Annotated in this window: 19 protein-coding genes; 11 read left to right on the forward strand and 8 right to left on the reverse strand. The window is 65.6% G+C overall.

Features of this window, described 5'->3' with window-relative positions:
- The 3 genes from U6958_RS13320 to U6958_RS13330 form a co-directional block, all read right to left on the reverse strand.
- Window positions 1-1,110 (reverse strand): acyl-CoA dehydrogenase family protein, encoded by a 1,110-nt coding sequence (locus U6958_RS13320; RefSeq protein WP_026062547.1) that lies wholly within the window; start codon window positions 1,108-1,110, stop codon window positions 1-3.
- A gap of 327 nt (window positions 1,111-1,437) precedes the next feature.
- Window positions 1,438-2,670, reverse strand: coding sequence for an EAL domain-containing protein (locus tag U6958_RS13325; RefSeq protein WP_061289629.1), 1,233 nt, complete (start codon window positions 2,668-2,670; stop codon window positions 1,438-1,440).
- 369 nt (window positions 2,671-3,039) lie between these two features.
- Window positions 3,040-3,855, reverse strand: a complete 816-nt coding sequence (locus U6958_RS13330) for a helix-turn-helix domain-containing protein (RefSeq protein WP_034367637.1) — start codon at window positions 3,853-3,855, stop codon at window positions 3,040-3,042.
- Window positions 3,856-3,928: 73 nt separating this feature from the next.
- Here U6958_RS13330 and U6958_RS13335 point away from each other — a divergent pair, with 73 nt between their 5' ends.
- The gene (locus U6958_RS13335; RefSeq protein ID WP_016453229.1) at window positions 3,929-4,645 is read left to right on the forward strand and encodes an aspartate/glutamate racemase family protein; all 717 of its coding nucleotides are present in this window, start codon (window positions 3,929-3,931) and stop codon (window positions 4,643-4,645) included.
- Between the two features lie 96 nt (window positions 4,646-4,741).
- Here the strand turns inward: U6958_RS13335 and U6958_RS13340 are convergent, their stop codons facing one another.
- The 3 genes from U6958_RS13340 to U6958_RS13350 form a co-directional block, all read right to left on the reverse strand.
- Window positions 4,742-5,908, reverse strand: coding sequence for a GGDEF domain-containing protein (locus U6958_RS13340; protein WP_017406008.1), 1,167 nt, complete (start codon window positions 5,906-5,908; stop codon window positions 4,742-4,744).
- 524 nt (window positions 5,909-6,432) lie between these two features.
- Window positions 6,433-7,116, reverse strand: coding sequence for an energy-coupling factor ABC transporter permease (locus tag U6958_RS13345; protein ID WP_016453227.1), 684 nt, complete (start codon window positions 7,114-7,116; stop codon window positions 6,433-6,435).
- Window positions 7,117-7,318: 202 nt separating this feature from the next.
- A complete protein-coding gene (locus U6958_RS13350; protein WP_016450653.1) occupies window positions 7,319-7,708 on the reverse strand; it encodes a MerR family transcriptional regulator in 390 nt (129 codons plus the stop codon).
- 72 nt (window positions 7,709-7,780) lie between these two features.
- Here U6958_RS13350 and U6958_RS13355 point away from each other — a divergent pair, with 72 nt between their 5' ends.
- The 3 genes from U6958_RS13355 (at window position 7,781) to U6958_RS13365 (ending at window position 11,794) form a co-directional block, all read left to right on the forward strand.
- Complete coding sequence (locus tag U6958_RS13355; RefSeq protein ID WP_074924029.1) at window positions 7,781-8,860, forward strand: SDR family oxidoreductase; 1,080 nt, start codon at window positions 7,781-7,783, stop codon at window positions 8,858-8,860.
- Between the two features lie 161 nt (window positions 8,861-9,021).
- Window positions 9,022-9,918, forward strand: a complete 897-nt coding sequence (locus tag U6958_RS13360) for an oxidoreductase (protein WP_074924026.1) — start codon at window positions 9,022-9,024, stop codon at window positions 9,916-9,918.
- Window positions 9,919-10,168: 250 nt separating this feature from the next.
- Entirely contained in the window at window positions 10,169-11,794 is a 1,626-nt protein-coding gene (locus U6958_RS13365; RefSeq protein WP_026062543.1) for a sensor domain-containing diguanylate cyclase, read from the forward strand.
- A gap of 22 nt (window positions 11,795-11,816) precedes the next feature.
- Here the strand turns inward: U6958_RS13365 and U6958_RS13370 are convergent, their stop codons facing one another.
- Together U6958_RS13370 and U6958_RS13375 are read right to left on the reverse strand one after the other, a co-directional pair.
- On the reverse strand, window positions 11,817-12,305 hold the full coding sequence (locus tag U6958_RS13370; protein ID WP_012206289.1) for a MarR family winged helix-turn-helix transcriptional regulator: 489 nt from the start codon (window positions 12,303-12,305) through the stop codon (window positions 11,817-11,819).
- Window positions 12,302-13,207: an alpha/beta hydrolase gene (locus tag U6958_RS13375; protein ID WP_074924024.1), complete on the reverse strand. Its 906-nt coding sequence runs from the start codon at window positions 13,205-13,207 to the stop codon at window positions 12,302-12,304. The genes U6958_RS13370 and U6958_RS13375 overlap by 4 nt, the downstream gene beginning before the upstream one ends.
- 197 nt (window positions 13,208-13,404) lie before the next feature.
- On the opposite strand from U6958_RS13375, the gene U6958_RS13380 reads away from it, so the two are divergent.
- The 7 genes from U6958_RS13380 (at window position 13,405) to U6958_RS13410 (ending at window position 25,339) form a co-directional block, all read left to right on the forward strand.
- On the forward strand, window positions 13,405-14,580 hold the full coding sequence (locus tag U6958_RS13380) for an ABC transporter substrate-binding protein (protein ID WP_016450648.1): 1,176 nt from the start codon (window positions 13,405-13,407) through the stop codon (window positions 14,578-14,580).
- Window positions 14,581-14,690: 110 nt separating this feature from the next.
- Window positions 14,691-15,611, forward strand: coding sequence for a branched-chain amino acid ABC transporter permease (locus U6958_RS13385; RefSeq protein WP_074924022.1), 921 nt, complete (start codon window positions 14,691-14,693; stop codon window positions 15,609-15,611).
- A gap of 2 nt (window positions 15,612-15,613) precedes the next feature.
- A complete protein-coding gene (locus U6958_RS13390) occupies window positions 15,614-16,564 on the forward strand; it encodes a branched-chain amino acid ABC transporter permease (protein WP_074924019.1) in 951 nt (316 codons plus the stop codon).
- Complete coding sequence (locus U6958_RS13395) at window positions 16,561-17,355, forward strand: ABC transporter ATP-binding protein (RefSeq protein WP_074924016.1); 795 nt, start codon at window positions 16,561-16,563, stop codon at window positions 17,353-17,355. The genes U6958_RS13390 and U6958_RS13395 overlap by 4 nt, the downstream gene beginning before the upstream one ends.
- Window positions 17,355-18,068, forward strand: a complete 714-nt coding sequence (locus U6958_RS13400; protein ID WP_074924014.1) for an ABC transporter ATP-binding protein — start codon at window positions 17,355-17,357, stop codon at window positions 18,066-18,068. The genes U6958_RS13395 and U6958_RS13400 overlap by 1 nt, the downstream gene beginning before the upstream one ends.
- 236 nt (window positions 18,069-18,304) lie before the next feature.
- Window positions 18,305-20,656, forward strand: a complete 2,352-nt coding sequence (gene tssI, locus U6958_RS13405; protein WP_350337312.1) for a type VI secretion system tip protein TssI/VgrG — start codon at window positions 18,305-18,307, stop codon at window positions 20,654-20,656.
- Between the two features lie 87 nt (window positions 20,657-20,743).
- Window positions 20,744-25,339 carry an RHS repeat-associated core domain-containing protein gene (locus U6958_RS13410; RefSeq protein ID WP_350337313.1) on the forward strand — a complete coding sequence of 1,532 codons (4,596 nt, stop codon included), beginning with the start codon at window positions 20,744-20,746 and terminating at the stop codon, window positions 25,337-25,339.

The following is a 25,339-nucleotide window of genomic DNA, read 5'->3' on the forward strand; positions in this document are numbered from 1 at the left end:
TCAGGCGGCGGCGTCGCACATGCCTTTGCCCAGCATGTCGTAGATCACATCGGTGGTGGGCGCCATGACCGAGGCGGCGCGCGCATCGCGGAACAGGCGCTCTATGCCCAGCTCCTTGCGGAAGGCGGCGCCGCCGCACACGCGCATGGCAATGTCGGTCACTTCCAGTGCGGCCTCGGCGGCTGCGGCCTTGCTCTGCAGCAGGCGGGTGCGCGCATCGGCCCGGGCCGCCTGCACGGCGGCCACGGTATCGTCGCGCAGCAGGCGGGCCTGCTCCAGGCGCAGCTGGGCACGGGCCAGGTAGGCGCGGATGGTGGGCAGGTCGGCCAGCGAGCTGCCGCTTTCCGCAAAGCGCGTGCCCGCCACATGGGCCACGGCGCGGCGCAGCGCGCCCTGCATCAGGCCGATGGACGTGGTGGCGATCAGCGTGGGAAAGAAGGGCATCAGATAGCGGCCCTTCACGGCCTCGCCCTCGCCGTCGGCGCCCAGCATGCGGGCGCGTGGAACGCCCACGTTGCGTGCCTCGATGGGCGAGGACGCATTGCCGCGCAGCCCCATGCCGTTGAAGCGTCCGGGAATGGACAGGCCCGGCAGCCGGCTGTCCACCAGCCACAGCGTATTGCCCTCGCCCTGCGTGGCGCGCGAGATCCAGACATAGGAATCGGCCTCGCCGGCCGACGTGATCATGCTCTTGAGCGCGTTCAGGTGGATGACATCTTCAGCGGCGGTCGCCGTGCCCGTCGGCGCCCAGATATGGCTGCGCGAGCCGGCTTCGGACACGGCCAGCGTGGTGAGGTGGCGGCCGGCCGCGATCTCGCGGCGCACAGGGTCGTCGGCAAAGGGTTCGATCAGCGCCACGCCGCAGTAGTGCATGGTCAGCACCATGGCCGTGCAGGGGCAGTCCTGGGCAATGCGCTCGACGACCTGCACCGCTTCGGCCAGGCCCTTGCCCAGGCCGCCCACCTCGCTGGCGCTGATCAGGCCCAGCAGGCCGGCTGCCGCCAGTGCATCCAGCGCGGCGCGCGGGTAGCGTGCCTGCTCGTCGATCTGCGCGGCCTGGGGCGCGATGATGTCGCGCATGAGGGGTTCGAGTTGCTTCAAAACTTCCATCTGGGTTCACCGTAGGCATGCCCATGACCGCCTGCCGGGAGGCTGTTGCTGGAAGTCTGGGGAAATGCTGGGGCGCCGCGATGGCCGCTGGACGCGCCTGCCGCATGCAGACCTGCAATGGCGGATGGGCTGGGGAAAGAATGCAGGCGATTATGCGCCGGGTGCACTACGGCTTCGCGCAACGGGCGCCTTGCTCGGGCACCATGGCTGGTGTGTGCTTGATCCCGGTCAAGGTGGCGGGAGAACGCTGCGTCGCCACAGCACATTCACGCACGCATGCAGGCAGGCACGCATTCACGCAGGCTCGAAAGCTTGAACGCCTGGGCCCTAGGCCCTGGCAAGCCCCATGGCCAGCGCCTGTGCTGACCCCATCGGCTTGGCAAAGAAGTAGCCCTGGGCCAGATCCACGCCAAGGCTTGCCAGCGCATTGAATTCCTCGGCAGTCTCCACACCTTCGGCGACCACCACGCTTCCTATTTCGTGCGCGAAACTCGTGAGCCCCTTGGCGAGCGCACGGCGGCTGCGGTCGGTATCGACGTCGTGCGTGATGCTCATGTCCAGCTTGATCATGTCCGGTTGAAGATGCAGGATGTGCCGCATGCTGGAGTAGCCGGCACCGGCATCGTCGACTGCCAAGGTCGCGCCCCGGCGCCGCAGCGGAGCCAGTGCATCGGCCAAAGCCCTGTAGTCATCCACGGCGGCATGCTCCGTGATTTCCAGCGTCACGCGCGAGAGATCCTGGTCCGAACCCAGAAGCCGGGGCAGCTGCCCCGACTGGATCAGCTGCGGCGAGCAGTTGACTGCGAGCAGCCAATCGGTTGGCAGGCGACCGAGCGCGCCAAGTGCCGTGTCGATTGCATGGCGCTCCAGCTCCAGCCCCAGGCCGACTTCGTGCGCTGCCTTGAACCATTGGTCTGGCGGGCGAAATGGCTCCAGGTCAAAGCGCGACAAGCACTCAAAACCGTGCAGCCTGCCTGTCGCGATGGTGTATACGGGCTGAAATACAGGGCGCAGCGCATTGCCCTGCATGGCAAGGCGGATTTCGTTGGCCGCTTTGTCCCTAGCATGCTGGACCGCAGAAGTTGCACTGAAATGCAGTCCCAATAAATCGGAGAATGCCCGCAACAGCGACATATCGTGCTCACCCAGCGCGGGATTGGGCTGGTGGCTGAAGCAGCACAAGGTGCCGTACAGACGGTTGTCATCCAGGCGGATCGGTACGCTCAGGTGCGAGCCGATGGGAATGGTGTGCGTCTCCGGTATTTCCTGTGCAGCGGGTAAACGGGACGTGTCTGGAATCAACTGCGGCAATTCGCCATTGACCACCTTCTGGCAATAGCCCTCGTTCAATGGAATCTTCTGCTGCCGGAAAATCACTCCGCCAGTGCTCTCGTCCACATGCTCCAGCACCCGATCCGCTTCGCGGAATCGGGCCACAAAGGCCACATCCATGCCCAGATGCCGCCGGACCACGGACAGCACACGGTCCACTCCATCCAGTTCAATGGCGAAAGCAAAAATTCTGCTCAAAGGTGCGAATGTGGATTTTCGAGGGGTCATTTCATTGATCTGCTCTATCAGATGTGTACGCACATTGAATTGACGCGCTGCTGGCGGATTGGCGGTCCTCAGTTCTGCCCGGTATGGCCGAGCGGCACGATATGCCGTTGATAACGGGAATGAATTATCGGTAGTCCGCTCCATTGGCAGGAACACGGCAAGGTTGGGGTTGCCGCGCCATCCCAAATCAGAACAGGGGGAGAGCAATGGCCCTAAGTATGCGCGGTTGAAGTGCGCAGGTCGAGTCCGTCTGTTCGGATTGACAATGGGAATGAAAAGCCAACGCGGGAACTTGCAAGTTCATTGCACCGTCTGGAACACCGGTCATGCCGCATGCCCCGGGCGTGACGGGTCCAGGTGCTCCATCGGTCACTGCCTGGCCGTATGGCGAATGCGGGCCAGGTACTGGCTGGGCGTCAGCCCCAGATGTTTGCGAAACGCGGCTCCCATGTGCGATTGATGGCTGAAGCCGCAATCGTGGGCGATACAGGCCAGCGAATCGGCATCCGCCCGCATCATGGAGCGGGCCGCCTGTATGCGGGTCTCCACAAGATAGGCATGCGGAGTCATGCCAAGCAGCTGGGAAAACTCACGCAGAAAACGCAGCGGGGTGCGACGGGTCATCCGGGCCAGCTGGGCAATGCTCAACGGCTGTGCAAACTCGGCCGCCATGCGCTCCAGAACCGGCCGATACACCGGGCGCAATGCATCGATGCGCGGGATGGGCGCATGGGGCACATCCCTCGCATCGACGCATTGCCGGGCCATGAAGTGCAGGGCTGCCTGCTCTATTGCCAGGGTGTCCGTCTCGGGGCAAAGCAGCAGTTGCCGCAGCTGGTGCGCAATCTGCAAGGCGGCGCGCTGGCCAGGGTGTACAACGCGCCGGGCTTCGGTGTCAGGCACTGCGTCGTCCAGCCATTGCTCCCATTGCGCAGGGGTACAGCGAACCACCAGGTACTCGCCGCCCGTGGCCGATTCGGAAAACACATCCACCCCCGGTGGCGTGCGTGCCACCGTGCCGGGCCATGTGTCGAAGTCCACGCGGCGGTCGCTGCCAATGGCATGCACGCCTTGCTGGCGCTCCAGCGCAATGCCCAGCGAATGAAGGCGGGTCGGGTCATGGCTGCTGTAGGCCGCGCGGCCCAGCAGCTGCACCTCGAATCCCGGTAGTTCCTGAACTTTCATCACCCTGGCGCCTTGTGTCTTGAACTGAAATTTCTTGATAGACGGGAAACCGGGCGCTGCCCACACTGAAGGCATGAACGCAAACCACACGGAAATTCACCGCATCATCGGTCTCATCGGGGGCATGAGCTGGGAGTCCAGCGCCGAGTACTACCGGCTCATCAACCAGGGCGTGCGCGACCGGCTGGGTCCGCTGCGCTCTGCAAAACTGCTCATGTACAGCGTGGATTTTGGCCCCATCGAGCTGGCCCAGCATGAAGGCCGCTGGGATGACGCAGCCGCCTTGCTGGAAGATGCCGCGCGGCGGCTGCAGGATGGCGGGGCGGATGGGGTGCTGCTGTGCACCAACACCATGCACAAGCTGGCAGACCGCATTGCGGCAGCGGTGCGCATCCCTTTTCTGCACATTGCCGACCCGGTGGCCGATGCGGCCCGGGCGGCAGGCTACCGCAGGCTGGGGCTGCTGGGCACCCGCTTCACCATGGAGCAGCCCTTCATGCGCGAGCGCCTGCAGCAGCAGGGGCTGGAGGTGATGGTGCCGCAGGAGGCGGACCGCGTCGAAGTGCACCGCATCATCTACGAGGAACTGTGCGCAGGCCGGATACGGGAAGAGTCGCGGCGCACCTATCAGCGCATCATGGCGCAGCTGGCCGGGCAGGGCGCCCAGGCCATGGTGCTGGGCTGCACGGAAATCAGCCTGCTGGTGCAGCAGGCGCATTGCCCCGTGCCCGTGCTGGACACCACGGCCTTGCATGCCGAGGCTGCGGTGGACTTTGCATTGACGCCTTGAGGCGCCAAAACGACCCGGACTGAACCGGCCCGGACCCCTATCAGCGGCAGATGTGACCTGCAAGCGCACGCAAGCGGCCCACCTGCGGCAAGCAGATCATCCGTGGGGCCGCCCTGGCGCAAGCGGGGCGAGTTCCATCCGGTCCCGTCCCTTGCGCTTCGATGCATAGAGGGCCTCGTCGGCCTGCTTGAGCCAGTGGGACAGCTCTGTTCCGGGCTGGTCGAACAAGGCCGCACCGATGCTCAGGGACACGGGCTGCGGCGTCGCGAACATCGCGCGCGCCTGCTGCACGAACGCCTCGCGCAAGTCCTGGCCCAGCGCCTGCGCGGCCGTGCCGCAGACGTTGTGCAGCAGGATCACGAACTCATCCCCGCCCAGCCGCGCGGCCAGTGCGCCGCGAGGCAGCACGCTGCGGATGAGGTCGCTCAGCGTCACCAGCAGGCGGTCGCCGGCATCGTGGCCGTGCAGGTCGTTGACCTGCTTGAAGTGGTCGATGTCGATCAGCAGCAGGGCGCCGGGGCGGGCCGGCGAGGCTTGTGCCAGCAGCGCCGGTGCGCGCAGATAGAGCGCGCGGCGGTTGTCCAGGGAGGTCAGCGGATCGCGGGCGGCAATCTGCGCGATGCGCTCCTCGCGGCGATGGCGCTCTGTCCCGGTCATGGACATGGCCAGCAGCATGATCGCCATCACGCCCTCCACCAGCGAGATCAGGATCACCGTGCCGCGGAAACTGCCCAGGTTGACGAAGGCGTCCAGCGCCACGGTCGATCCTGCCTTGGCGAGGTAGAACAGGCCGTGCGCCAGCAGCACGAAACTCAACTGCGCCGCGCCCATGCCCAGCGCGCCGCCATGCGGGCGCAGCAGCAGGCCGGCGCGCAAGGTGGTGATGGCGATCAGCAGCGACTGGATGCCCAGCATCGCCTTGGACCACCAGGGCCCGTCTGGCAGAAACAGCATGGCCAGCCAGACGACGGCCAGCAGCCACCAGAAGTGCGACAGCCGCACGCGCATGAATCCGGCGACCCCGGCCAGGAACAGCCAGTGGGCGGCGATCAGCAGGCCGTTGGGAAACCAGATGCCCAGCAGCACATGGCCGCTGGAACGCAGCAGGGCCAGCACGCAGCCCACGACGATGATGGCGAACCCCGCGCTCCACAGCAGCAGCGAGCGTTCGCGCACGCTGCTCCATTCCGCAGCCAGATACAGCGCCGAAGCGGCCGCCATGGCCGTGGTGAGAACGAGCAGGGTGAAGGGGTCGAGAGCCATGGGCGATGGAGGTATCGGCGCAGGCGCGCTCCTTGTGAGAGCCGCCAGACAAGGAGCAATGCGGAGACGGTCCGTGCCGTCGCGATGCAGTGGAGCAAAGCGAGCGGCGCGGATTGTCGCAGGAAGCGGGTTTTCAGGCTTGCCCGATCACCCGGCTGCAGCGATTCCGGCGTCGGCCGCGTTGCCAAGGCCACGTCGCGGAGGCGAACGCCGGGTCCTTGCACTGCGCAGGCATCCCGCCGCTCCAGACCATGGCGAAGCCGTCCTCACTGCTGGGCTGCGGGCTCTGTTGGAAGCCCGGGGCCTTGTGGAAGGCGGTGGATTTGCCGAGCTCGCTTGCCGGCAGGCTGATGAAGAGGGACCTGGTCATTCTGGACCAAGAGGAAGCGGCCACGGCTGCGCGCGGGGCCGTCCATGCACCTGCCGCTCCCCGCTTTGCCATGGTGGCCCGGGGGCGGCAAGGCGGGAGCACCGGGGCAAGATGCCCTATGGGGCGTCAACCGTGACCGGGGGAGCCGGCCCTGTCAGACGGCAACGGCGTGCAGGCGGGTATTGAAAAGCGGCCCTTGGGTGAAGGTCGCCAGGCGCTTGGCCAGCCACAGCACCGCCAGGTCCACCAGGGGTTCCACCAGCACGACGCACATGTAGGCAGCACCGAAGCTTGCCACTTCGGTCAAGGTTGCCAGGCTGGCACCGTGGCCGTAGATGGCCCAGAACGCGACCCACAGGACAATGCCGCCCTGGTAGGTGGTGGACAGTGCCAGGGCCTGCCTGTAGCTGATGTCCACATAGGCCGTGCCGGCGGGAATCAGCCGGCGCGCCAGTTGGTTCACCGCATACAGCGGCACCAGCAAGGTGGTGACGTTCATGCCGTACTGCGGCAGGTCGAAGGGGGCAAAGAACAGGCCCTGCACCAGCAGGCCGAACGCCAGGCCGATGGCCGCAGCTCCCGCGCCGAACATCAGCAGCAAGGTCGAGCCCAGGATCAGATGGACCTCGGACACGCCGACCGGCTCGTGCGGAAACACCTCGAAGAAGCTGAACACCAGCGCGGTGGTGATGACACTGCGGGCCAGCAGCGCGAGCCAGCCGCCGTTGTCGCGCAGGCTTTGCCGTGCCAGGGCGGCGGTCAGGCCGAAGGCCGCTGCGGCGGTGACATAACTGAGGGCGATTTTTTCGGGGCTGACGACGCCGGGTTCGATGTGCATGGGAGGTCCTGAACAGTCAAGGTCCGTTGCAGGGCGGGCGCCGACTGCGCAACGGCAAAGGTATTGAGCATAGCCGTGGATGAATGGCTGCGCCATGCCTTGGCGCGGCAGATGCGTTTTCTGTCCAGGCTGCGCGGATGTACTCGGGTGATGCCGGGAGCAGCCATGCAGCGATTGCCGCTGTTGTCTGGATGCCGACAGCTCACTTCAAGGCGTTGTTGAGTCGCTGAAGCTCAAGTTGCTTGGCAGCACTGGCCTCGAGATTTGCACGCTCCTCGTCCAAATACCGATAAATGCTTTTGAGCTCAGTGATTTTCTTTCTGATCTCCAGCATTTTCTTTTCAATCAACTTGGCACCCTCGGCACAATCGATTGACTTGTTTCTCTGCGCGTCCAGAATTTCGCCTATTTCCGCAAGAGAAAATCCCATGCTTTGTGCGCGCTGGATAAATCCAAGATCCTGCAGGGTTTGTGGTGTGTAAACACGGTAATTGTTGTTTCGCCGCAATGGTGCGATAAGGCCGATCTTCTCGTAGTAGCGCAGGGTATGGCGGCTGGCGCCGCTGCGGACCTCGAGTTCGCCGATATTCATGAAAAAACGCTTGACTATAGAGTTGGGTCGACAGTCTACACTCGATTTTTCATCGTGCCAAGGAGCAGAAAAATGAGCGTGGAGTGCTTTGTTACGGGAGGGACCGGCTTCATCGGCCAGCATCTGGTGTCATGCCTGAGCGCAAAAGGTCACACGATTCGGGTGCTGATGCGTCGCCCGGAGCGCCTGGCGCAACTGCGGGAGCAGGTCGACAATCTGGGAGGTGTCGCAAACCGTGTCTTTGCCGTGGCTGGCGATCTGGAGCAGGAGAGCCTCGGCTTGAGTCTTTCCGATCGAGAGGCTTTGCGGCAGGCCGAAGTTGTGTTCCACCTGGGCGCCCACTTCGCGTGGGGCCTTTCAATGGAGCATTCGCGTGCAGTGAATGTGGAAGGTGCAAAGCGCGTGGCGTTGTTGGCAGCGCAGCAAGATAGCCGGCTGGTGATGATCGGCGGCTATATGCTGAAGAACAATGAACATCTGCAGCGCATCGGAATTGATCCCGGCCATCCGGAAAGGACTCATTGGCCTGCCGTCTATCGGCGTGTCGGCGCTTACGAGGGGAGCAAACTGGAGGCGCATTTCGCGACCCTGGAGCTCATGGCTGCCAAGGGAGGGAAAATGACCGTCGTGCACCCCGCAACGGTCTGTGGTCATAGCCGCACGGGACATATACCTTGCAGCCAGCCACTGGTGGATCTGATACGCAATCTGGCGCAGGGAAAACTGGCTGCAGTGCCCGGTAGCGCAGAGCACTGGTTGCCATTGGTCACTGTGGATTATCTGGTCGAGCTGGTTTCGGCTTGCACTTTTGATCCTTCCATGGCCGGTCAGGAGCTTCTGGCGCTTGACGACCAAAGTCCCAACTTGCGAGAACTCCTGGCAGAGGTGGCACAACCCCTTGGAATAAAGTCCCCAAAGCATCATATTTCGCTCCGATTGCTGAAATGGCTTTTGAGCATTCCTCCGGTAGCGCGGTTTTTGAATACGGATGCCGAAGCCCTGGACTTCATCCAGACTACGCGTTTTGACACAGCGGCGGTCGAGCAATTCGCCAAAAGGCACGGAATATCAAAGCCGGATATTCGTCAATCGTTGCGGAATACTGCAATGTTCGTCAACTCATATTGCATGCCCAATGAAAGAGTCCACTGACTTGTATTTTGCCGGGATGAATACTGAGAAACTATCAAGATGCATTGCACCTATGCAGGCACAGCCAAGAGCAGCCCTCCACTGCGCCCGTGGCACTCCATAATTGTCCTTTTCAGGTGTCGAGGCCGGCGCCGAGCATCCGTTTCGAGGAATCCGCTTCAGTGAATCAACAAGTCCACACAAGAATCGCTGTCCTGGGGCCCGGTGCGATCGGGACCACCGTCGCTGCTGCGTTGCACGAAGTCGGCCGCACGCCCATGCTTTGCGGCCGTACGCCGCGCGACAGCCTGGTGCTGCAAGGTAGCGGTGTTCGCATCGTTGTTCCCGGGCCGGTGAGAACGGATCCAGCACAGATTGCACGCCCGGTGGGCCTCGTTTTTCTCGCGGTCAAAGCGACTCAGACCGCTGCCACTGCGCAATGGCTTGCGGCGTTGAGCGGCCCGCAAACCGTCGTGTGTGTCCTGCAAAACGGGGTCGAGCAGTTGGAGAGTGTCACTGCGCTGTGCCCTCAGGGGCGAGTCGTTCCTGCAGTCGTGTGGTTCCCTGCGCAGGCGCAATCCGATGGGTCGGTGCTCCTGCGCAGCGATGCTCGGATCAGCCTGCCTGACGAAGCGGCCTCCCTCGTGGTTGCGCAGGCACTGCAAGGCTCCCGGTGCCTGGTAGACCTGGTTTCGAATTTCAGATCTCTGGCCTGGCAAAAGCTGCTGCAGAACGCGGCGGCCGGGCTCATGGCGCTCACGCATCGCCGCTCGGGCATGTACGGCCGGCACGACATCTCCAAGCTCACACTGGACTATCTGCAGGAGTGCCTGGCCGTGGCACGCGCCGAAGGTGCTGAACTGGGCGATGAGGTCCCGCAGGCGATCCTCGACAAGTTCCAGGCATCCCCTGCCGACCTGGGCACGTCCATACTGGCGGATCGCGAAGCAGGCCGCCCGCTCGAATGGGATATCCGCAACGGCGTTATCGCGCGCCGCGGCCGGGCGCGCGGGGTTCCGACCCCGATCGGTGATGTCTTGGTGCCGCTTCTTGCTGCCGCGAGCGACGGCCCCGGCTGATCACCCATGCCTTGACGATAAGGCCTGTGATCACAGGCCTGCCATCCGCATTCAGCCTGAAGCTGTTGGCAGCACCCCCCAATCCCAACCCTGCCGGCCGATTTTTCCGAAGCCGGGGACAATACCGGGTTCGCGGGTTTTTCCGGCTCGACCTGGGTCGAGGACGGGAATCGCTTGCGGAAGGAAGCTGCACTGGCGTTGAACCCGGACGCAGAAAACCCCAAGATCGGACGGCGGCGAGACCGCCGAGATGGCGCAGGTGCATGTGACGAAGAGGGATTGGTGGACAAGGGCCTGCCGCAGCCGCAGCGGTCGGCCCGTCAAACGCGATACCCGCCTGGTGGGCTGGCTGCTGGCCGTGGTGTTCGTGTCGGTATCGGCGGCCACGGTGTGGCAGTTGGTGGCTGCACGCCAGCGCACGCTGGCCGAGGTGGATACCGTCAACCGCAATCTGGCGCAGACGCTGAATACCTATTCCGAAGGCGTGATCACCCAAAGCTCCATGCTGCTGCTGGGCATTGCCGAAAGGCTGGAGCTGGATGGCGCCGGTGCCGCGCACCTGGAGCGCGTGCTGCATCTGGTCAACCGCCAGGAGCAGCTGCTGAACCAGCTCAACGAGCTGCTGGTCGTGGACGCGCAGGGGCGTTGGCTGATGTCGTCCAAGGGGACGTTTCCCCCAGGAACGCAAAGCGCGGACCGCGACTTCTTCACGCACCACCGCGACGACCCGTCGTCAGGCATCTACATCGGGCCGCCGATCCGCAGCCGCTCCACAAGCGAATGGGTGATCACCATCAGCCGGCGCTATACCGACAGCGAGGGCCAGTTTGCCGGCGTGGTCGTGGTGACGCTGGGTGTGGAAAATTTCCTGCGGCTGTTCGGCAAGATCGACATCGGCGAGCAGGGCGCCATTTCACTGAGCACGCCGGGCGGGCAACTGCTGGTGCGCCACCCCTTCCGTGAGCAGGACCTGGGCCGGGACTTCTCGCAGTCGCCCAATTTCCTGCGCCACTATGCGGGGGCGATGTCGGGCACGGCGTCGTTCCGCTCGGGCCTGGATGGCACGGAAAGAATCTATGCCTTCCTGCGCAGCGAGCGCTATCCGCTGGTGACCACGGTGGCCCTGGGCCGCGACGAGGCGCTCAGTTCCTGGCAGCGCCAGGCGCAGCTGACGCTGGCCGTGGTGCTGGGGCTGTTTCTGGCGATTGCGCTGATCGGCTGGCGGCTGACGGCGGCGATGCGGCTGCGCTCGCGTGCCGAATGCTCCCTGGTCAGCGCGCGCGAGGAATTGCTGCAGGCCAACCGCCGGCTGGAGGTGCTGGCCGCCCAGGACCAGCTCACGGGCCTGGCCAACCGGCGCCGCTTCGACGAGGTGCTGGAGCGCGAGGCACGGCGCGCCGTGCGCGAGGGCACGCCGCTGTCGCTGCTGCTGATCGATCTGGACCATTTCAAGGGCTACAACGACGCCTACGGCCATGTGGCAGGCGATGCCTGCCTGCAGACAGTATGTCGCGCCCTGGCCCAGGCCGTGCAGCGGCCCGGCGACATGGCGGCGCGCTACGGCGGGGAGGAGCTGGCCGTGGTGCTTCCCAATACGGACCAGGCCGGCGGGCTGCAGGTGGCCGAGCGGCTGCGTGCGCGCATCGAGGGCCTGGGCCTGGAGCACCGCAGCAGCCGCTTCGGCCATGTGACGGCCAGCATCGGCGTGGCGACGGCGCAGTGCGGTGAGGCTGGCGCGACTCAAGGCGCTACACAAAGCGCTACACAAGGCACTACCCACGGCTCCACCCAAGGTGCCGCCGTGGCGCTGGTGGAAGCGGCCGACCGTGCGCTGTACCGCGCCAAGGCCGCAGGGCGCAACTGCGTGCAGGGCTGAATGGGGGTGGGTCTGCGTGCGCTCAGTCCGTGGGCGAGCGGTGGGCCACCACCTGCTGCTTGAGGTCGCCCAGCGCCTGGTACAGGTCGTTGCGGCTGGCCTGCGGCATGTCGCCGAACATGCCCATGACCCAGGACTCATGCGCCTTGGCCATGCGCGCAAAGGTCTTGCGGCCCAGCGGGGTGAGGTGCAGCACGGAGCTGCGCCGGTCGGACTCCACCTTGGTGCGCACCACCAGGCCTTCTTTCTCCAACTGGTCGGTGATGCCGGTGATGTTGCCGTTGGTCACCATCATGTGGCGCGACAGCTCGCCCATCTTCATGCCCTCGGGCGCGCGCTGCAGCTGGGCCATGAGGTCGAAGCGGGGCAGGGTGGTGTCGAATTCGCTGCGCAGGCGGTTGCGGATCTCGCCTTCGATGAGGTTGCAGCAGGTGAGCATGCGCAGCCACAGGCGCAGCGCATGGTGGTCGTCGGGCGCGGCGCGCGACTCCAGGTCGGGAGCGTGGGTCATGGCTGGTTCTGCGGTGTGGGGGCGCTCAAGCCCATCTGCGCGAGGATGGCGCGCGTCAGCGGGCTGGCCGGGTCGTTCAGGGTGAGCACGATGTCGAAATGGTTGGTGCCGGGCATGGCCACGTACTGGCCTGACGATGGACCGGGGCCACGGCGCTGGTTCCAGGCGGCCAGGTAGTCGTCGCTCTGGCGCTTGAATTCATCGGTCTCGCTCTCGCCGTAGCTCACGATGAGCGGGCAGGCCGCGCCGTGCGGCAGGAGGGCGGGGCTGTTGCGAATGGCGTCCTGCTCGCTCAGGCGCATCCATTCGTTGATGTGGGTGTGCACCAGCGGGCGCAGGTCGAACAGGCCCGACAGCGGTGCGGCGCCGCGCACCACGTCCTCGGGCACGCCGTAGTCCGCATGCCAGCCGCCGGCCAGCAGCATGCCCGCCAGGTGGCCGCCGGCCGAGCTGCCGCAGACATGGATGCGGCCCGGGTCGCCGCCGTAGCGGGCGATGTGCGCATGCACCCAGGCCAGTGCGCGGCGTGTCTGGTCCACGATGCGGTCCAGCGTGACGGCGGGCGCCAGCGAGTAGTTCAGGGCCACCACCACGGCGCCGGCGCGCGTGAAGGTGGGCGCCATGCTGCTGGAGTCGTCCTTGGACAGCAGCCGCCAGTAGCCGCCGTGGATGAAGAAGAGAACAGGGGCGCCTGCCGCCCCGGTTGCTGCCGGGAAAATGTCCAGCAGCTCGTCGGCATGCTCGCCATAGGCCACGTTCAGCGCGCAGGGCAGGCTCTGGCGCGCGGCCCGGCTGTCGTCGGCATAGGCCTTGATGATGGGGGTGATGTCGGGTACCGTCGCGCGGGCGTTGTACTGGACATCGAGTCCGGCGCGGTCGTAGTGACGGTAGAGTGAGGGCATTGGAACGGAGATGGCGCGAAATGGTTTGTATGGCAGGTATTGGTACAAGTCCCAGACTTGTTCTGCAAAATACTTTAAACCTAAACTAAGACCCGCGCCAACCGTTCCAGCCCTTACAGAGTTTCCCGTCCAGCGTGACGGAAGACTGCCTCACCACCGATTGTCATCCGCGCGGCCCGCGCAAGGAGCACAGCAGCATGCGTTTCCTCACCCCCTTCCTGGCCGCAGCGGCCCTGGCCCCTGCCTTTGTTCCCGCGCTCGCGCAGGCGGACACCATCAAGGTCGGTATCGCCAACGATATTTCCGGGCCGTTTGCCGCGCTGGGCGCCGAGGCGCGTGACGGCTTCAACCTCGCCATCAAGCAGCTGGGCGGCAAGCTGGGCGGCCAGCCGGCCGAGTTCCTGCAGACCGACATGGGCGGCAACCCCGACCAGGCGCGCCAGCTGGTCACGCGCTACATACAGCGCGACAAGGTGGATTTCTTCACCGGCCCCATCGGCTCCAACGTGGCCCTGGCCGTGGGCCCGGCGCTGTTCGGCGCCAAGGTGCCCTACCTGTCCAACAATCCCGGCCCCAGCCAGTTCGCGGGCGCGCAGTGCAATGCGTTCTGGTTCGGCACGTCCTACCAGAACGATGCCTTCCACGAGGCAGCCGGCAAGCTGGCCGCCGACCGTGGCTTCAAGAAGATGTTCATCATGGCGCCCGACTATCCGGCCGGCAAGGATGCGCTGGTCGGCTTCAAGCGCGGCTACAAGACCGCGCCCGGCGAAGAGGTCTACACCAAGCTGGGCCAGATCGACTACGCGGCCGAGCTGGCCCAGATCCGTGCGGCCAAGCCCGATGCGGTCTACATCTTCCTGCCGGGCGGCATGGGCATCAACTTCGTCAAGCAGTTCGTGTCCACGGGGCTGTCGCAAAGCGTCAAGCTGATCGGCCCGGGCTTCTCGGCCGACGAGGACGTGATCCAGGCCGTGGGCGAGCCCATGCTGGGCATGGTCAACACCGCGCAGTGGGCGCATGACCTGGACGTGCCGCAGAACAAGGCCTTCGTCGAGGCCTTCCGCAAGGAGTACAAGGGCCGCAACCCCTCGGTCTACGCGGCCCAGGCGTATGACGTGATCATGGCCATGGATGCGGCCGTCAAGCAGGCCGGCGGCAAGGCCTCGGACCGCCAGGCCATCGTCAAGGCGCTGGAGAAGGCCGACTACGCCTCGGTGCGCGGCCCCTTCACGTACGGCAAGAACCACTATCCCATCCAGGCCTACTACCAGCGCGTGATCGAGAAGGATGGCAGCGGCCGCATCACCAACAAGCTGGTGGGCAAGGTGTTCGACAAGTACCAGGACGTCTACGTCAACGACTGCAAGATGTGACCCCGCCGCCGCGCCCCCGTCGGGCGCGGCGTGCCTTGATCTTGATTTTCAAAGCCGGATGATTTGTTGACCGCGCGCGGGCCGATGCGCCTGCGGCAGGGGGCGTGTGGATGACGTGGACGCTGCTCTTGGAGCAATTGCTGAATGGCCTGCAGTTCGGGCTGATGCTGTTTCTGATCGCGGCCGGGCTGACCCTGGTGTTCGGCATCATGGACATCATGAATCTGGCCCATGGCTCGCTGTACATGGCGGGCGCCTATGTGGCGGCCGAGACCATGCAGCGCACGGGCTCGTTCACCGCGGCCGTGCTGGTGGCAGCCGTGGCCACGGGCGTGGCGGGTGTGGTGCTGGAGCTGGTGCTGATACGGCGCCTTGCCGTGCGGGACCACCTGGCCCAGGTGCTGGGCAGCTATGCGGTCATCCTCATCGCCAATGACCTGGTCAAGATGGTCTGGGGCCCGGCGCCCGTGATGCTGAACATGCCGGCTGCGCTGTCCGGGCCCGTGCAGCTGCTGCCCGATCTCATGTACCCGGCCTACCGGCTGATGATCATCGTCTTCGGCCTGGCCGCCGCGTTGGGCCTGTATTGGTTCGTGACGCGCACGCGCGCCGGCGTGCTGGTGCGGGCAGGCGCCTCCAACCGCCAGATGGCCACGCTGATGGGCGTGCGCGTGCCGCTGCTGTTCCTGGGCGTGTTCACGCTGGGCGCCATGCTGGCGGCGGTGGCGGGCGCGCTGCTGGGACCCATCACCTCGGTGCAGGTGGGCATGGGCGAGGACATCCTGATCCTGGTGCTGGTGTGCATCGTCATCGGCGGCATAGGCTCCATACGCGGCGCCCTGGTGGGCGCCTTGCTGGTGGGCATGGTGGATACGGCGGGGCGGGCCTTCCTGCCCATGCTGCTGCGCCAGGTGTTCTCCCCGGCCGTGGCGTCCAGCGTGGGGCCCACGCTGGCGGCGATTTCCATCTACGTGCTGATGGCGGTGGTGCTGGTGTACCGTCCTTCCGGCCTTTTCCCTGCGCGAGGCTGAGCATGGAACACAGCAGATTCCGCGGCACATTCGTCTGGACCGCGCTGGCCCTGCTGGCGCTGGCGGTGTTCCCGCTGGTGGCGCCTGCACTGGGGCTGGACTTCTACATCTCCTTCGTGCGCCGCGTGCTGATCTACGCGCTGGCCGCCACCAGCCTGAACCTCATCCTGGGCTACGGCGGCATGGTGGCCCTGGGGCACGCGGCCTTCTTCGGTGCGGGGGCCTATGCGGTGGGCATCCTGGCCATGAACGGTGTGACCTCGGCCCTGGTCGCCTGGCCTGCCGCCGCGCTGCTGGCCGGGCTGCTGGCCGCCGCCACGGGCGCCGTGTCGCTGCGCACGCGCGGCGTGTACTTCATCATGATCACGCTGGCCTTTGCGCAGATGCTGTTCTATATCTTCATCTCGCTGCGCCAGTACGGCGGCGAGGACGGGCTGAACCTGCCCGGCCATTCCGTGCTGCCCGGGCTGGACCTGGGCCACGACGTTTCTTTCTACTACGTGGTGCTGGCGCTGTTCGCGGTGCTGATGGCCGTGTTCGGGCGGCTGGTGGATTCGCGCTTCGGCAAGGCGCTGCAGGGCGTGCGCGAGAACGAGTCGCGCATGGAGTCGCTGGGCTACCCGGTCTACCGCCTGAAGCTCGTGGCCTTCGTTCTCAGCGGCGCGGTGGCGGGGCTGGCGGGCGCGCTGCTGGCCAACCACAACCTGTTCATCTCCCCCAGCCTCATGCACTGGACCCAGTCGGCCAACCTGCTGATCATGGTGCTGGTCGGTGGCGTGGGCCTGCGCTGGGGCGGCGTGGCCGGCGCCGTCGTCATGCTGACGCTGGAGGAAGTGCTTCGCATGTGGACCGAGTACTGGCACCTGCCGCTGGGCCTGCTGCTGCTGTGCGTGGTGTTCGGCGCGCCACGCGGCCTGACGGGCCTGTGGTCCGCACGCGGGAGGCAGGCATGAGCGGCGCGGCCACCCCTATCTCCATTCCCACTCCGGCCCTGGAAGCCAAGGGCCTGGTGCGCCGCTTTGGCGCGCTGCTGGCCACCGACCATGTCTCGCTGTCGCTGGCGCCTGGCGAGATCCATGCGCTGATCGGCCCCAATGGCGCGGGCAAGTCCACGCTCATCCATCTGCTGTCGGGCACGCTGGCGGCCGACGCCGGCACCCTGGCACTGGCCGGGCGCGACGTGAGCGCGCTTAACGCCCACCAGCGCGTGGCGGCGGGGCTGTCGCGGTCTTTTCAGATCACGAACATCTTCAAGCAGTCCAGCGTGCTGGACAACCTGGCGCTGGCCGTGCAGGCGCATGCCGGCAGCAGTTTCCGCTTCTGGCGCCCGCGCGCGGCCGAGACCGAGCTCTACGAGCAGGCCCGCGAGCTGGCGCGCGAATGCGCCATTGACGCCAGCCTGCTGCAGCGCCCCGCAGGCACGCTGCCGCATGGCGAGCAGCGCAAGCTGGAATTCGCGCTGGCCCTGGCCGCACGGCCCGGCGTGCTGCTGCTGGACGAACCCATGGCCGGCATGGGGCCTGATGAAACACTGCGCCTGACCGAGCTGATCGAATCCCTGCGCGGCCGCGCCGCCATGCTGCTGGTGGAGCACGACATGCAGGCCGTGTTCCGCCTGGCCGACCGCATCTCCGTGCTGGTCTACGGCCGCATCATCGCCACCGGCACGCCCGACGAGATACGTGGCAACGCCGATGTGCGCCAGGCCTACCTGGGGGACGAAGAAGTGAAGGAGGGCGCGTGATGCTCGAAATGCAGGCCGTGCAAAGCGGCTACGGACCCAGCCAGGTGCTGTTCGGCGTGGACCTGCGCATCGAGGCAGGCCAGGTCGTCACCCTGCTGGGCCGCAACGGCATGGGCAAGACCACGCTGCTTCGCACGCTGCTGGGCCAGCTGCCGCTGCGCGCTGGCCGCATGGTGTTTGCCGGGCAGGACATCGCCGGCTGGGCCACCGACCGCATCGCCCGCGCCGGCGTGGCCATCGTGCCCGAAGGCCGCCAGTGCTTTCCCAACCTCACGGTGCGCGAGCACCTGACGGCCTTTGTGGCCCATCGCAATTCGGGCAGTCCCGGCGCGGCACAGCCCTGGACGCCCGAGCGCGTGTTCGCGCTGTTCCCCCGCCTGGGCGAGCGCGCCTCCAACATGGGCAACCAACTGTCGGGCGGTGAACAGCAAATGCTGGCCATAGGCCGCGCCCTGGTCACCAACCCGCGCCTGCTCATCCTGGACGAAGCCACCGAGGGCCTGGCCCCCCGCATCCGCGAAGAGATCTGGTCCTGCCTGGCCCAGCTGCGCGCCGCTGGCCAGACCATCCTGGTCATCGACAAATACGTGGAGCGCCTGCTGGGCCTGGCCGACCGCCACCTCATCCTGGAGCGCGGCAAGGTCGTATGGAGCGGAGACTCGGCCGCGCTGGATGGGGACAGAGCGCTGTGGGAACGGTATTTGGGAGTGTGAGCACGCGCAATGCATTCGCAGTTCAAGGCGAAATTCAAGACGCGATGGAGGGTTGAATGGCATTGAAGATCAATGGGTGGCATGCCATTCAAATACATGCCTGTATCCAAGATGGGAAATTGCTTACATTTACAAGATGTATCTGACCCTGCATTTGATTGCCCTATAGCCATAGGCTTGTCTATGATCCCCCGCTCACCAAGAGACGGGAGGCCGCCCCCAGGGCGGTTCATACAATGACACGCCGAGTCACCATCCATACGCCATTGGGCGATGAACTGCATTTCCGTGAATTGCGCGGCCAGGAAAACATCAGCCAGCTCTTCAGCCTCGATGTGGAAATGCTCAGCGAAAACGAAAGCATCGATCCCAAGGCCCTATTGGGCAAAAACGCCACCATCGAAATAGAAACCCAGGGCGGCGGCAGGCGCTTCATCGACGGCATCGTCACCCGCTTCGGCATGCAGGGCCAGGACCACCGCCACTACGCCTACAAGGCGCGCCTGAGCCCCTGGCTGTGGCTGGCCACGCGCAAGAGCGACTTTCGCATCTTCCAGAACCTCAACGTGCCCGACATCGTCGAGCAGGTATTGGGCGTCTATGGCCATCCAATGCAAAGGAAACTCACCCGCGCCTATCGCAGTTGGGATTACTGCGTGCAATACAACGAAAGCGATTGCGACTTCGTCTCGCGATTGATGGAGCACGAAGGCATCTACTATTTCTTCGAGCACGCATCGGGCCGGCACACCCTGGTGCTGTGCGACGACATCATTGCCTCGCACGGCGCATTGCCAGGCGGTGAATCCATTCCCTTCTATCCCCCGGAAAAAGCCGCCGCAGGCGATCAGGAAAACATCCACGCCTGGCAGCTGGAGCAGGAAATCAAGCCGGGCCGCCATTACATCGACGACTACGACTTCAAAAAGCCCCGGGCCGAACTGTCCCACATGCGCCGCGATCCACCGGGCCATGCGCACGACGGCCATGAAACCTACGAATGGCCGGGCGGCTACACGGAGTACGGCGACGGAGATGCCTACATCCGCGTGCGACTGAAGCAAGGCCTCACGGGCCACAGCCGGGTGCGGGGCCAGTCCTGCCACCGGGCGCTGGCCACGGGCTACACCTTCAGCCTCTACAACTACCCGCGCGGGGACCAGAACCGGCAGTACCTGATCACGGGCCTGAGCTACCACCTCAAGGAGAACCCCCGCGTCAGCGCTGTGGCCCCGGGCGCCAAGGGCAGCGCCGCCGAAGACGGCTCCTTCCAGCGCTACGAACTGCAGGCCCAGCCCACCAGCCTGGCCTTCACGCCGCCGCGCACCACGCCCAAGCCGCGCACCACGGGACCGCAGACCGCCGTCGTCGTGGGTCCGGCCGGAGAAGAAATCTGGACCGACGAATACGGCCGCATCAAGGTGCAGTTCCACTGGGACCGGCTGGGCAGCAAGGACCAGAACTCCAGCTGCTGGATCCGCGTGGCCACCAACTGGGCAGGCCCGGGCTTTGGCGCCATCTCGATCCCCCGCATAGGGCATGAGGTGGTGGTGGACTTCCTCAACGGCGACCCGGACTATCCGCTGGTCACGGGCTGCGTCTACAACGCGGCCAACATGCCGCCCTGGGCGCTGCCGGCCAACGCCACGCAATCGGGCATCAAGACCCGGTCGAGCAAGGGCGGTGCCGCAGGCGCGGGCATGAAGAACGGCCCGGGCGACGCCAACGCCATCCGCTTCGAGGACAAGGCGGGCGCCGAACAGCTGTGGCTGCATGCGCAAAAGGACCAGCTCACCGAAGTCGAGAACGACGAGGACAAATGGGTGGGCAACGACCGGCGCAAGACCATCGACCGGGACGAGACCAGCGTCATCCACCGCGACCGCACCGAGACCGTGGACCGCGACGAGACCATCACCGTGCACAACAACCGCACGGAGCGGGTGGACCATAACGAGAAGATCAGCATCGGCGACAACCGCAACGAGGATGTCGGCATCGACGAGAACATCTCCATCGGCAAGAATCGCAGCAAGACCATCGGCAAGACCGAGACCGACAAGATAGGCCAGAACTGGCACGTCACGGTCGGCCTGCTCAAGACCCAGACCATAGGCATGGCCTACATGCAGAACGTGGGTGGGATGAAGATGATGAACATCGGCGTCAACTACATGGAAAACATCGGCGTGGCCATGCAGACCCATGTGGGCATGAACCAGAGCCTCACCGTGGGGCAGGAGCGCCAGGTCAAGGTCGGCAGCAAGCAAAGCACCGAAGTGGGCTCGCAGTACTCGCTGACCGTGGGCGGTGGTGGCGGTGGTGGTGGCGGCAGCGGTGGTGGCGCGGGAGGCGGAGCCGGTGGCGGCATGGCCATGAACATCACGGCGCCCGGTGGCGGTGGCGGTGGCGGTGGTGGAGGCAAGGCCTCCCAGCTCACCATGGATGGGCAAAGCATTGAGCTCAATGCCGCCAAGATCCGGCTCGAAGCCCAGCAGGAAATCCTGCTGACCTGCGGCGAAAGCACCATCCGCATCACGCCCGGCGACATCCAGATCCTCTCGCCCATGGACCGGCTCAACTGCTGAGGCCCGCATGTCCTGCAGCCCCTGCATTCCCCGCATCTTCCGCATCCGCCGTCCCGTTCTCTCTCACCTCTCCAGGAGCAGCCTCGCATGAGTGGCCAACCCGCAGCCCGCATCACCGACAGCGTCGTCAAGGGCAAGATCGTCACCGGCTCGCGCACCGTGCTCATCGGCAGCCAGGGGGGCCTGGCCTGCTCCGTCTGCCCGGGCGGCATCACCGTCAGCTCCCCCGTCAACCCCCAGCTGGGCGCCAAGGTCCTGCTGGGCGCACAAGACCTGGACTTCGCCCTGCCATCGGCTGCGCTGCCCGTGGCCTGGCAGCGCCAGTACAGCAGCTACGTCAACCCCGAGCACGGCGCGGCCTGCGGCCTGCTGGGCCATGGCTGGCACCTGCTGCAGGAGCTCAGCATCCGCCTGCAGGAAGAGGCCACCTTGCTGCTGGACGCCAGCGGCCGCGTCATCACCTTCGACCAGCCTCTGGCCCCGGGCGGCCAGCTGCACAGTGCCAGCGAAGACATCTGGCTGCTGCGCGGCGGCAGCCCGGAGCCGGACGGCGGCACAGCGCCCTGGGCTGCGAACCCGCGCTGGTCGCATGTGGAGGCGGCGCTGGCGTGCAATCCCGAGGCCATCCTGGCCTTCAGCGGCGATGGCGACACCCTCTGGGGCTTTGGCCCCCCGCCCGGTGAGTCGGTCGATGGCCCCTGGCGCCTCATGGCCCAGATCGACCGCTACGGACGCCGCCAGCTCTACCACTACAGCGACGGCAAGACCACGGCCCCGGACGTCAACGGCAGTCCGGAACCGCTGCCCGCAGGCCGCCTGGTCTCGCTGAGCGACGGCACAGGCCGGCGCTACCGCCTGCTGCACCAGCGCATCCACGGCGGCAAGGACGCGCAGGGCCTGAACGGACTGTGGGGCGCCGACGATGGCTGGCGCCTCATCGGGGTCGACCTCACGCAGGACCCGTTGCATCCCCTGTCCACCCCCATCACGCTCGTGCGCTACGGCTACAGCAGTGCAGGCGATCTCATCACCGTCCACGACCGCGCAGGCCAGCTCGTGCGCGAATTCGAATGGGACCACCACCGCATCAGCGCCCACCGCCATGCCAGCGGACCCTGGCACCGCTACCGCTACGAGAGCGCCCAGCCCGGCGCCCGCGTCATCGAACACAGCAACCAGGAAGGGCTGTCCTACCGCTTCGACTACCTCAGCCAACCGCCGGGCCCGGACGGCCAGCCGCGCGCGGCCACCCGCGTCAGCGACAGCCTGGATCGCATCGAGACCTACTACTTCGAAGGTGCGGCGGGCCTGTCGCGCCTCATCGCCCACCACAAGGCCGACGGCAGCCGCTGGCTGCAAAGCTACGACAGCTTCGGCCGCCTGGCCTCGCGCACCGACCCGCTGGGCCGCAGCGTCCACCTCAGGCGCGACGGCCAGGGCCGGCTCATCGGCGTGCAACTGCCCGACGGGCGCAGCACCCAGCAGGAACACGACGAAGCCACGGGCCGCCTGCTCGCCTCCACGGACCCGGCAGGCGCCACCACCGGCTACCAATACGACGCCTGGGGCCGTCTCACCCAGATCACCCAGGCCGACGGCAGCACCGAGCGCTACCACTACCCCGACCCCCAGGAAGCGCCGCTCACCTGCGACAGCCCCCGGCGCATCGAAGACGCCCAGGGCGGCAGCAAACAGCTGGCCTGGAGCGACGCGGGCCAACTGCTCAGCTACACCGACTGCTCGGGCCACAGCACGCACTACCACTACGACCGCTGGGGTGCACTCATCGAAGTGGGCAACGCCCTGGGCCAGCGCCAACGCCACCAGCGCGACGGCCAGGGCCGCATCGTGGCCAGCGAACTGCCCAACGGCCAGATCGAGCGCTACCACTACGACAGCGCAGGCCACCTCACGCGCATCGAACCGGCCCAACCCCCGCTCACCCCTCTCATGGGGGGACAAAGCCCTGCTGCACCGGCCGCCGACCCCAGCATCCACCTGCGCTACGACCTCTGGGGCAGGCTGGTCCAGCGAACACATGGCGGCCTCACCCTGGCCTTCGAATACGACAGCGCTGGCCGCCTCACGCGTCTCGTCAACGAAAACGGAGCCCAAAGCCGCTTTGCCTGGGACGCGCTGGACAGGCTCGTGCAGGAAGAAGGGTTCGACCAGCGGCTGCAGCGCTACCGCTGGGATGCGGCAGGCCAGCTCATGGAAGCCACGGACGGCAACGCCGCACGGCAAAGCAGCAGCCACTACCGCTGGGACGAAGGCGGCAGATTGGTCGAACGCCAGCTGCCCGCCACGGCCCATGCGCCGGCCCAGACCCACCGCTACGAATGGGATGCGGCCGGACGCCTCATGGTCGCCAGCGTCTGGCAGCACACCGTCGAGAACACCGCGGAGAACACCACCCAACTGCAAAGCCGCATAGCACTGGAACGCGATGCCCTGGGCCGCATCACCGCAGAAGTGCAGCAGCTGTACCGGCCCGGCAAGCACAGCAACGGGGGCGGCGGCGCAGACCAGATCGAATACGAACACCGCATCGCCCACAGCCTGGACGCGCTGGGCGCACGCCAGCACAGCCAGCTGCAAGGCCTGGGAGAGATCGCCTGGCTCACCTACGGCTCAGGCCATGTGCACGGACTGCAGCTCAACGGCGCCGGCCTCATCGACTTCGAACGCGACGCCCTGCACCGCGAAGTCCGCCGCAGCCTGCACCCACCCACTCCCGCAGCAGATGCAGAAGCAGATGCAGACGCACACCACCCCCTGCAGGTGCAACGCCAATGGGACAGCATGGGCCGCCTCACGGCCCTGGGCACCACAGGCCTGCAAAGCACGGAAGGCAGGGATCACCTCGTCCAGCCCCTCATAGGCCAGATCCTTGGCCGCCGCTACCACTACGACAGCCTGGGCCAGCTCGTTGCCATCGAACAGGCCGGCGCCCCGAGCCAGGCCGCACAACTGCTGCGCTACGGCTACGACAGCGCCGGGCGCCTCAGAGCGGCCACCGACAGCCAGGACCCCCAGACCACCGCCCGCTGGCAGATCGACCCTGCCGGCAACCGCCTGCCCGCACTCGGTGCACCCGGTGCACCGGGCCAGACGAACACCCAGGACAGCTGGGCCGCCCAGGTCCATGCCCACTGGCGGCACACCGACTTCAACCTCATGGGCCTGGGCCACCTTGCAGGCCAGCGGCAAGGCCCCGTGCAGCGCTGGGAAGACAACCGCATCGGCTTCACCGAAGACCGCGTCTGGCGCTACGACCCCTGCGGCAACCGCATCGCGCAAATGCATGCAGACCACAGCCAGCAGCAACTGCACTACGACGGAGCACACCAGCTCATCGCCGTGCGCAGCAGCCAGATCCAGGGCAACGCCGAGCAGTTGCGCCACCACAGCCGTTACACCTATGACGCCCTAGGCCGCAGGCTCAAGCAGCAAGTGCAAAGCGCAGACACGGAACTGCCCACCCGCACCCACTACTACGGCTGGGACGGCGACCGCCTCATCCACACCGAGCGCCTGCAGCACGGCAGCGACACGCGCCACATAGAGCACACCATCTACGAACCGGGCAGCTTCACCCCCCTGGTGCGCCTGAGCACCACGGCCAGCGGAGACCCCCAAGACGAGCCCCACCTGCTGGTGCGAGCCATCGCCGCAGGCCTGCCCGACCCGGACGACCCCAACCACGCGCCGGCCCTGGCCCTCATGCAAACCATGCTCGACGCCATGCCGCGCGACATGCAGCAAGACGCCGCCCGCCACCTGCGCCACACCCTGGAGCACGGCCTGCCGCCCAGTGCCCAGGCCATGCTGGGCGAACAGGCCGAAAGCACCACCCGCCTGCTCAGCGGCATGCAGACCCAACTGCAGAAACAGGAAAAAGAACAGCACGCCCGCATCGCCATCCACCACTACCACTGCGACCATCTGGGCACGCCCATGGCGCTGACGGACCAGACCGGCCAGGTGGTCTGGGCCGCAAAGCTGGATCCCTGGGGCAATGTGCTGCAGGAGTACAACCCGCAAGGCATCCACCAGGCGATCCGGCTGCCGGGGCAGCACCATGACAGGGAAACGGGGCTGTATTACAACCGGCATCGGTATTACGATCCGGTGGTGGGGAGTTATATCAATCAGGATCCGATTGGGTTGGCCGGAGGGGTTAACAAAAGTATATATGCGATAAATCCCATGATTTCCATGGATCCTTTGGGCTTGGCCCCCGTAAAAACGTGTGCAGAGAGAATTTTGAAAGCAGCGGAGAAATTAAATAATCAAGAAAGATACTCATACGCCTCGAATTATGGCTTTGGGTCAAAGAGAAATAAATGTAATCTCTTTGTTCATGAAGTGCTAGAAAATGCAGATGTCGAATCTCCCTCGCGCTACAGATTTGGAATTATCCCAAGAGGACCAGCAACTGCTGGAGATTGGGCAAATCCACAAAAAGCGATTCCCGGATTCGAAATTGTTACGTCTCCAAAGCCTGGTGATATTGTTGCGGTGGCATATCCATATGGGGACGCTACTGGGCATGTGGCAGTCGTGACAGGGAGTAGTACAACCATTGGCGCAGGCTCAGAAGACGGATCACATTCAACAGGTTGGCCATGGAATGGGGCATCGCCTAAAGGCAATCCAATATATAGAAGATGCAAAGATTGA

This window comes from Delftia lacustris (assembly GCF_040267515.1).
GTDB classification, from domain to species: domain Bacteria; phylum Pseudomonadota; class Gammaproteobacteria; order Burkholderiales; family Burkholderiaceae_C; genus Comamonas; species Comamonas tsuruhatensis.

What these genes read in the sequence shown, in the direction of transcription:
- U6958_RS13320 (WP_026062547.1), bottom strand. Translation starts at nt 1,110, where the DNA reads ATGGAAGTTTTGAAGCAACTCGAACCCCTCATGCGCGACATCATCGCG.
- U6958_RS13325 (WP_061289629.1), bottom strand. Translation starts at nt 2,670, where the DNA reads ATGACCCCTCGAAAATCCACATTCGCACCTTTGAGCAGAATTTTTGCT.
- U6958_RS13330 (WP_034367637.1), bottom strand. Translation starts at nt 3,855, where the DNA reads ATGAAAGTTCAGGAACTACCGGGATTCGAGGTGCAGCTGCTGGGCCGC.
- U6958_RS13335 (WP_016453229.1), top strand. Translation starts at nt 3,929, where the DNA reads ATGAACGCAAACCACACGGAAATTCACCGCATCATCGGTCTCATCGGG.
- U6958_RS13340 (WP_017406008.1), bottom strand. Translation starts at nt 5,908, where the DNA reads ATGGCTCTCGACCCCTTCACCCTGCTCGTTCTCACCACGGCCATGGCG.
- U6958_RS13345 (WP_016453227.1), bottom strand. Translation starts at nt 7,116, where the DNA reads ATGCACATCGAACCCGGCGTCGTCAGCCCCGAAAAAATCGCCCTCAGT.
- U6958_RS13350 (WP_016450653.1), bottom strand. Translation starts at nt 7,708, where the DNA reads ATGAATATCGGCGAACTCGAGGTCCGCAGCGGCGCCAGCCGCCATACC.
- U6958_RS13355 (WP_074924029.1), top strand. Translation starts at nt 7,781, where the DNA reads ATGAGCGTGGAGTGCTTTGTTACGGGAGGGACCGGCTTCATCGGCCAG.
- U6958_RS13365 (WP_026062543.1), top strand. Translation starts at nt 10,169, where the DNA reads ATGGCGCAGGTGCATGTGACGAAGAGGGATTGGTGGACAAGGGCCTGC.
- U6958_RS13370 (WP_012206289.1), bottom strand. Translation starts at nt 12,305, where the DNA reads ATGACCCACGCTCCCGACCTGGAGTCGCGCGCCGCGCCCGACGACCAC.
- U6958_RS13375 (WP_074924024.1), bottom strand. Translation starts at nt 13,207, where the DNA reads ATGCCCTCACTCTACCGTCACTACGACCGCGCCGGACTCGATGTCCAG.
- U6958_RS13380 (WP_016450648.1), top strand. Translation starts at nt 13,405, where the DNA reads ATGCGTTTCCTCACCCCCTTCCTGGCCGCAGCGGCCCTGGCCCCTGCC.
- U6958_RS13385 (WP_074924022.1), top strand. Translation starts at nt 14,691, where the DNA reads ATGACGTGGACGCTGCTCTTGGAGCAATTGCTGAATGGCCTGCAGTTC.
- U6958_RS13390 (WP_074924019.1), top strand. Translation starts at nt 15,614, where the DNA reads ATGGAACACAGCAGATTCCGCGGCACATTCGTCTGGACCGCGCTGGCC.
- U6958_RS13395 (WP_074924016.1), top strand. Translation starts at nt 16,561, where the DNA reads ATGAGCGGCGCGGCCACCCCTATCTCCATTCCCACTCCGGCCCTGGAA.
- U6958_RS13400 (WP_074924014.1), top strand. Translation starts at nt 17,355, where the DNA reads ATGCTCGAAATGCAGGCCGTGCAAAGCGGCTACGGACCCAGCCAGGTG.
- tssI (WP_350337312.1), top strand. Translation starts at nt 18,305, where the DNA reads ATGACACGCCGAGTCACCATCCATACGCCATTGGGCGATGAACTGCAT.
- U6958_RS13410 (WP_350337313.1), top strand. Translation starts at nt 20,744, where the DNA reads ATGAGTGGCCAACCCGCAGCCCGCATCACCGACAGCGTCGTCAAGGGC.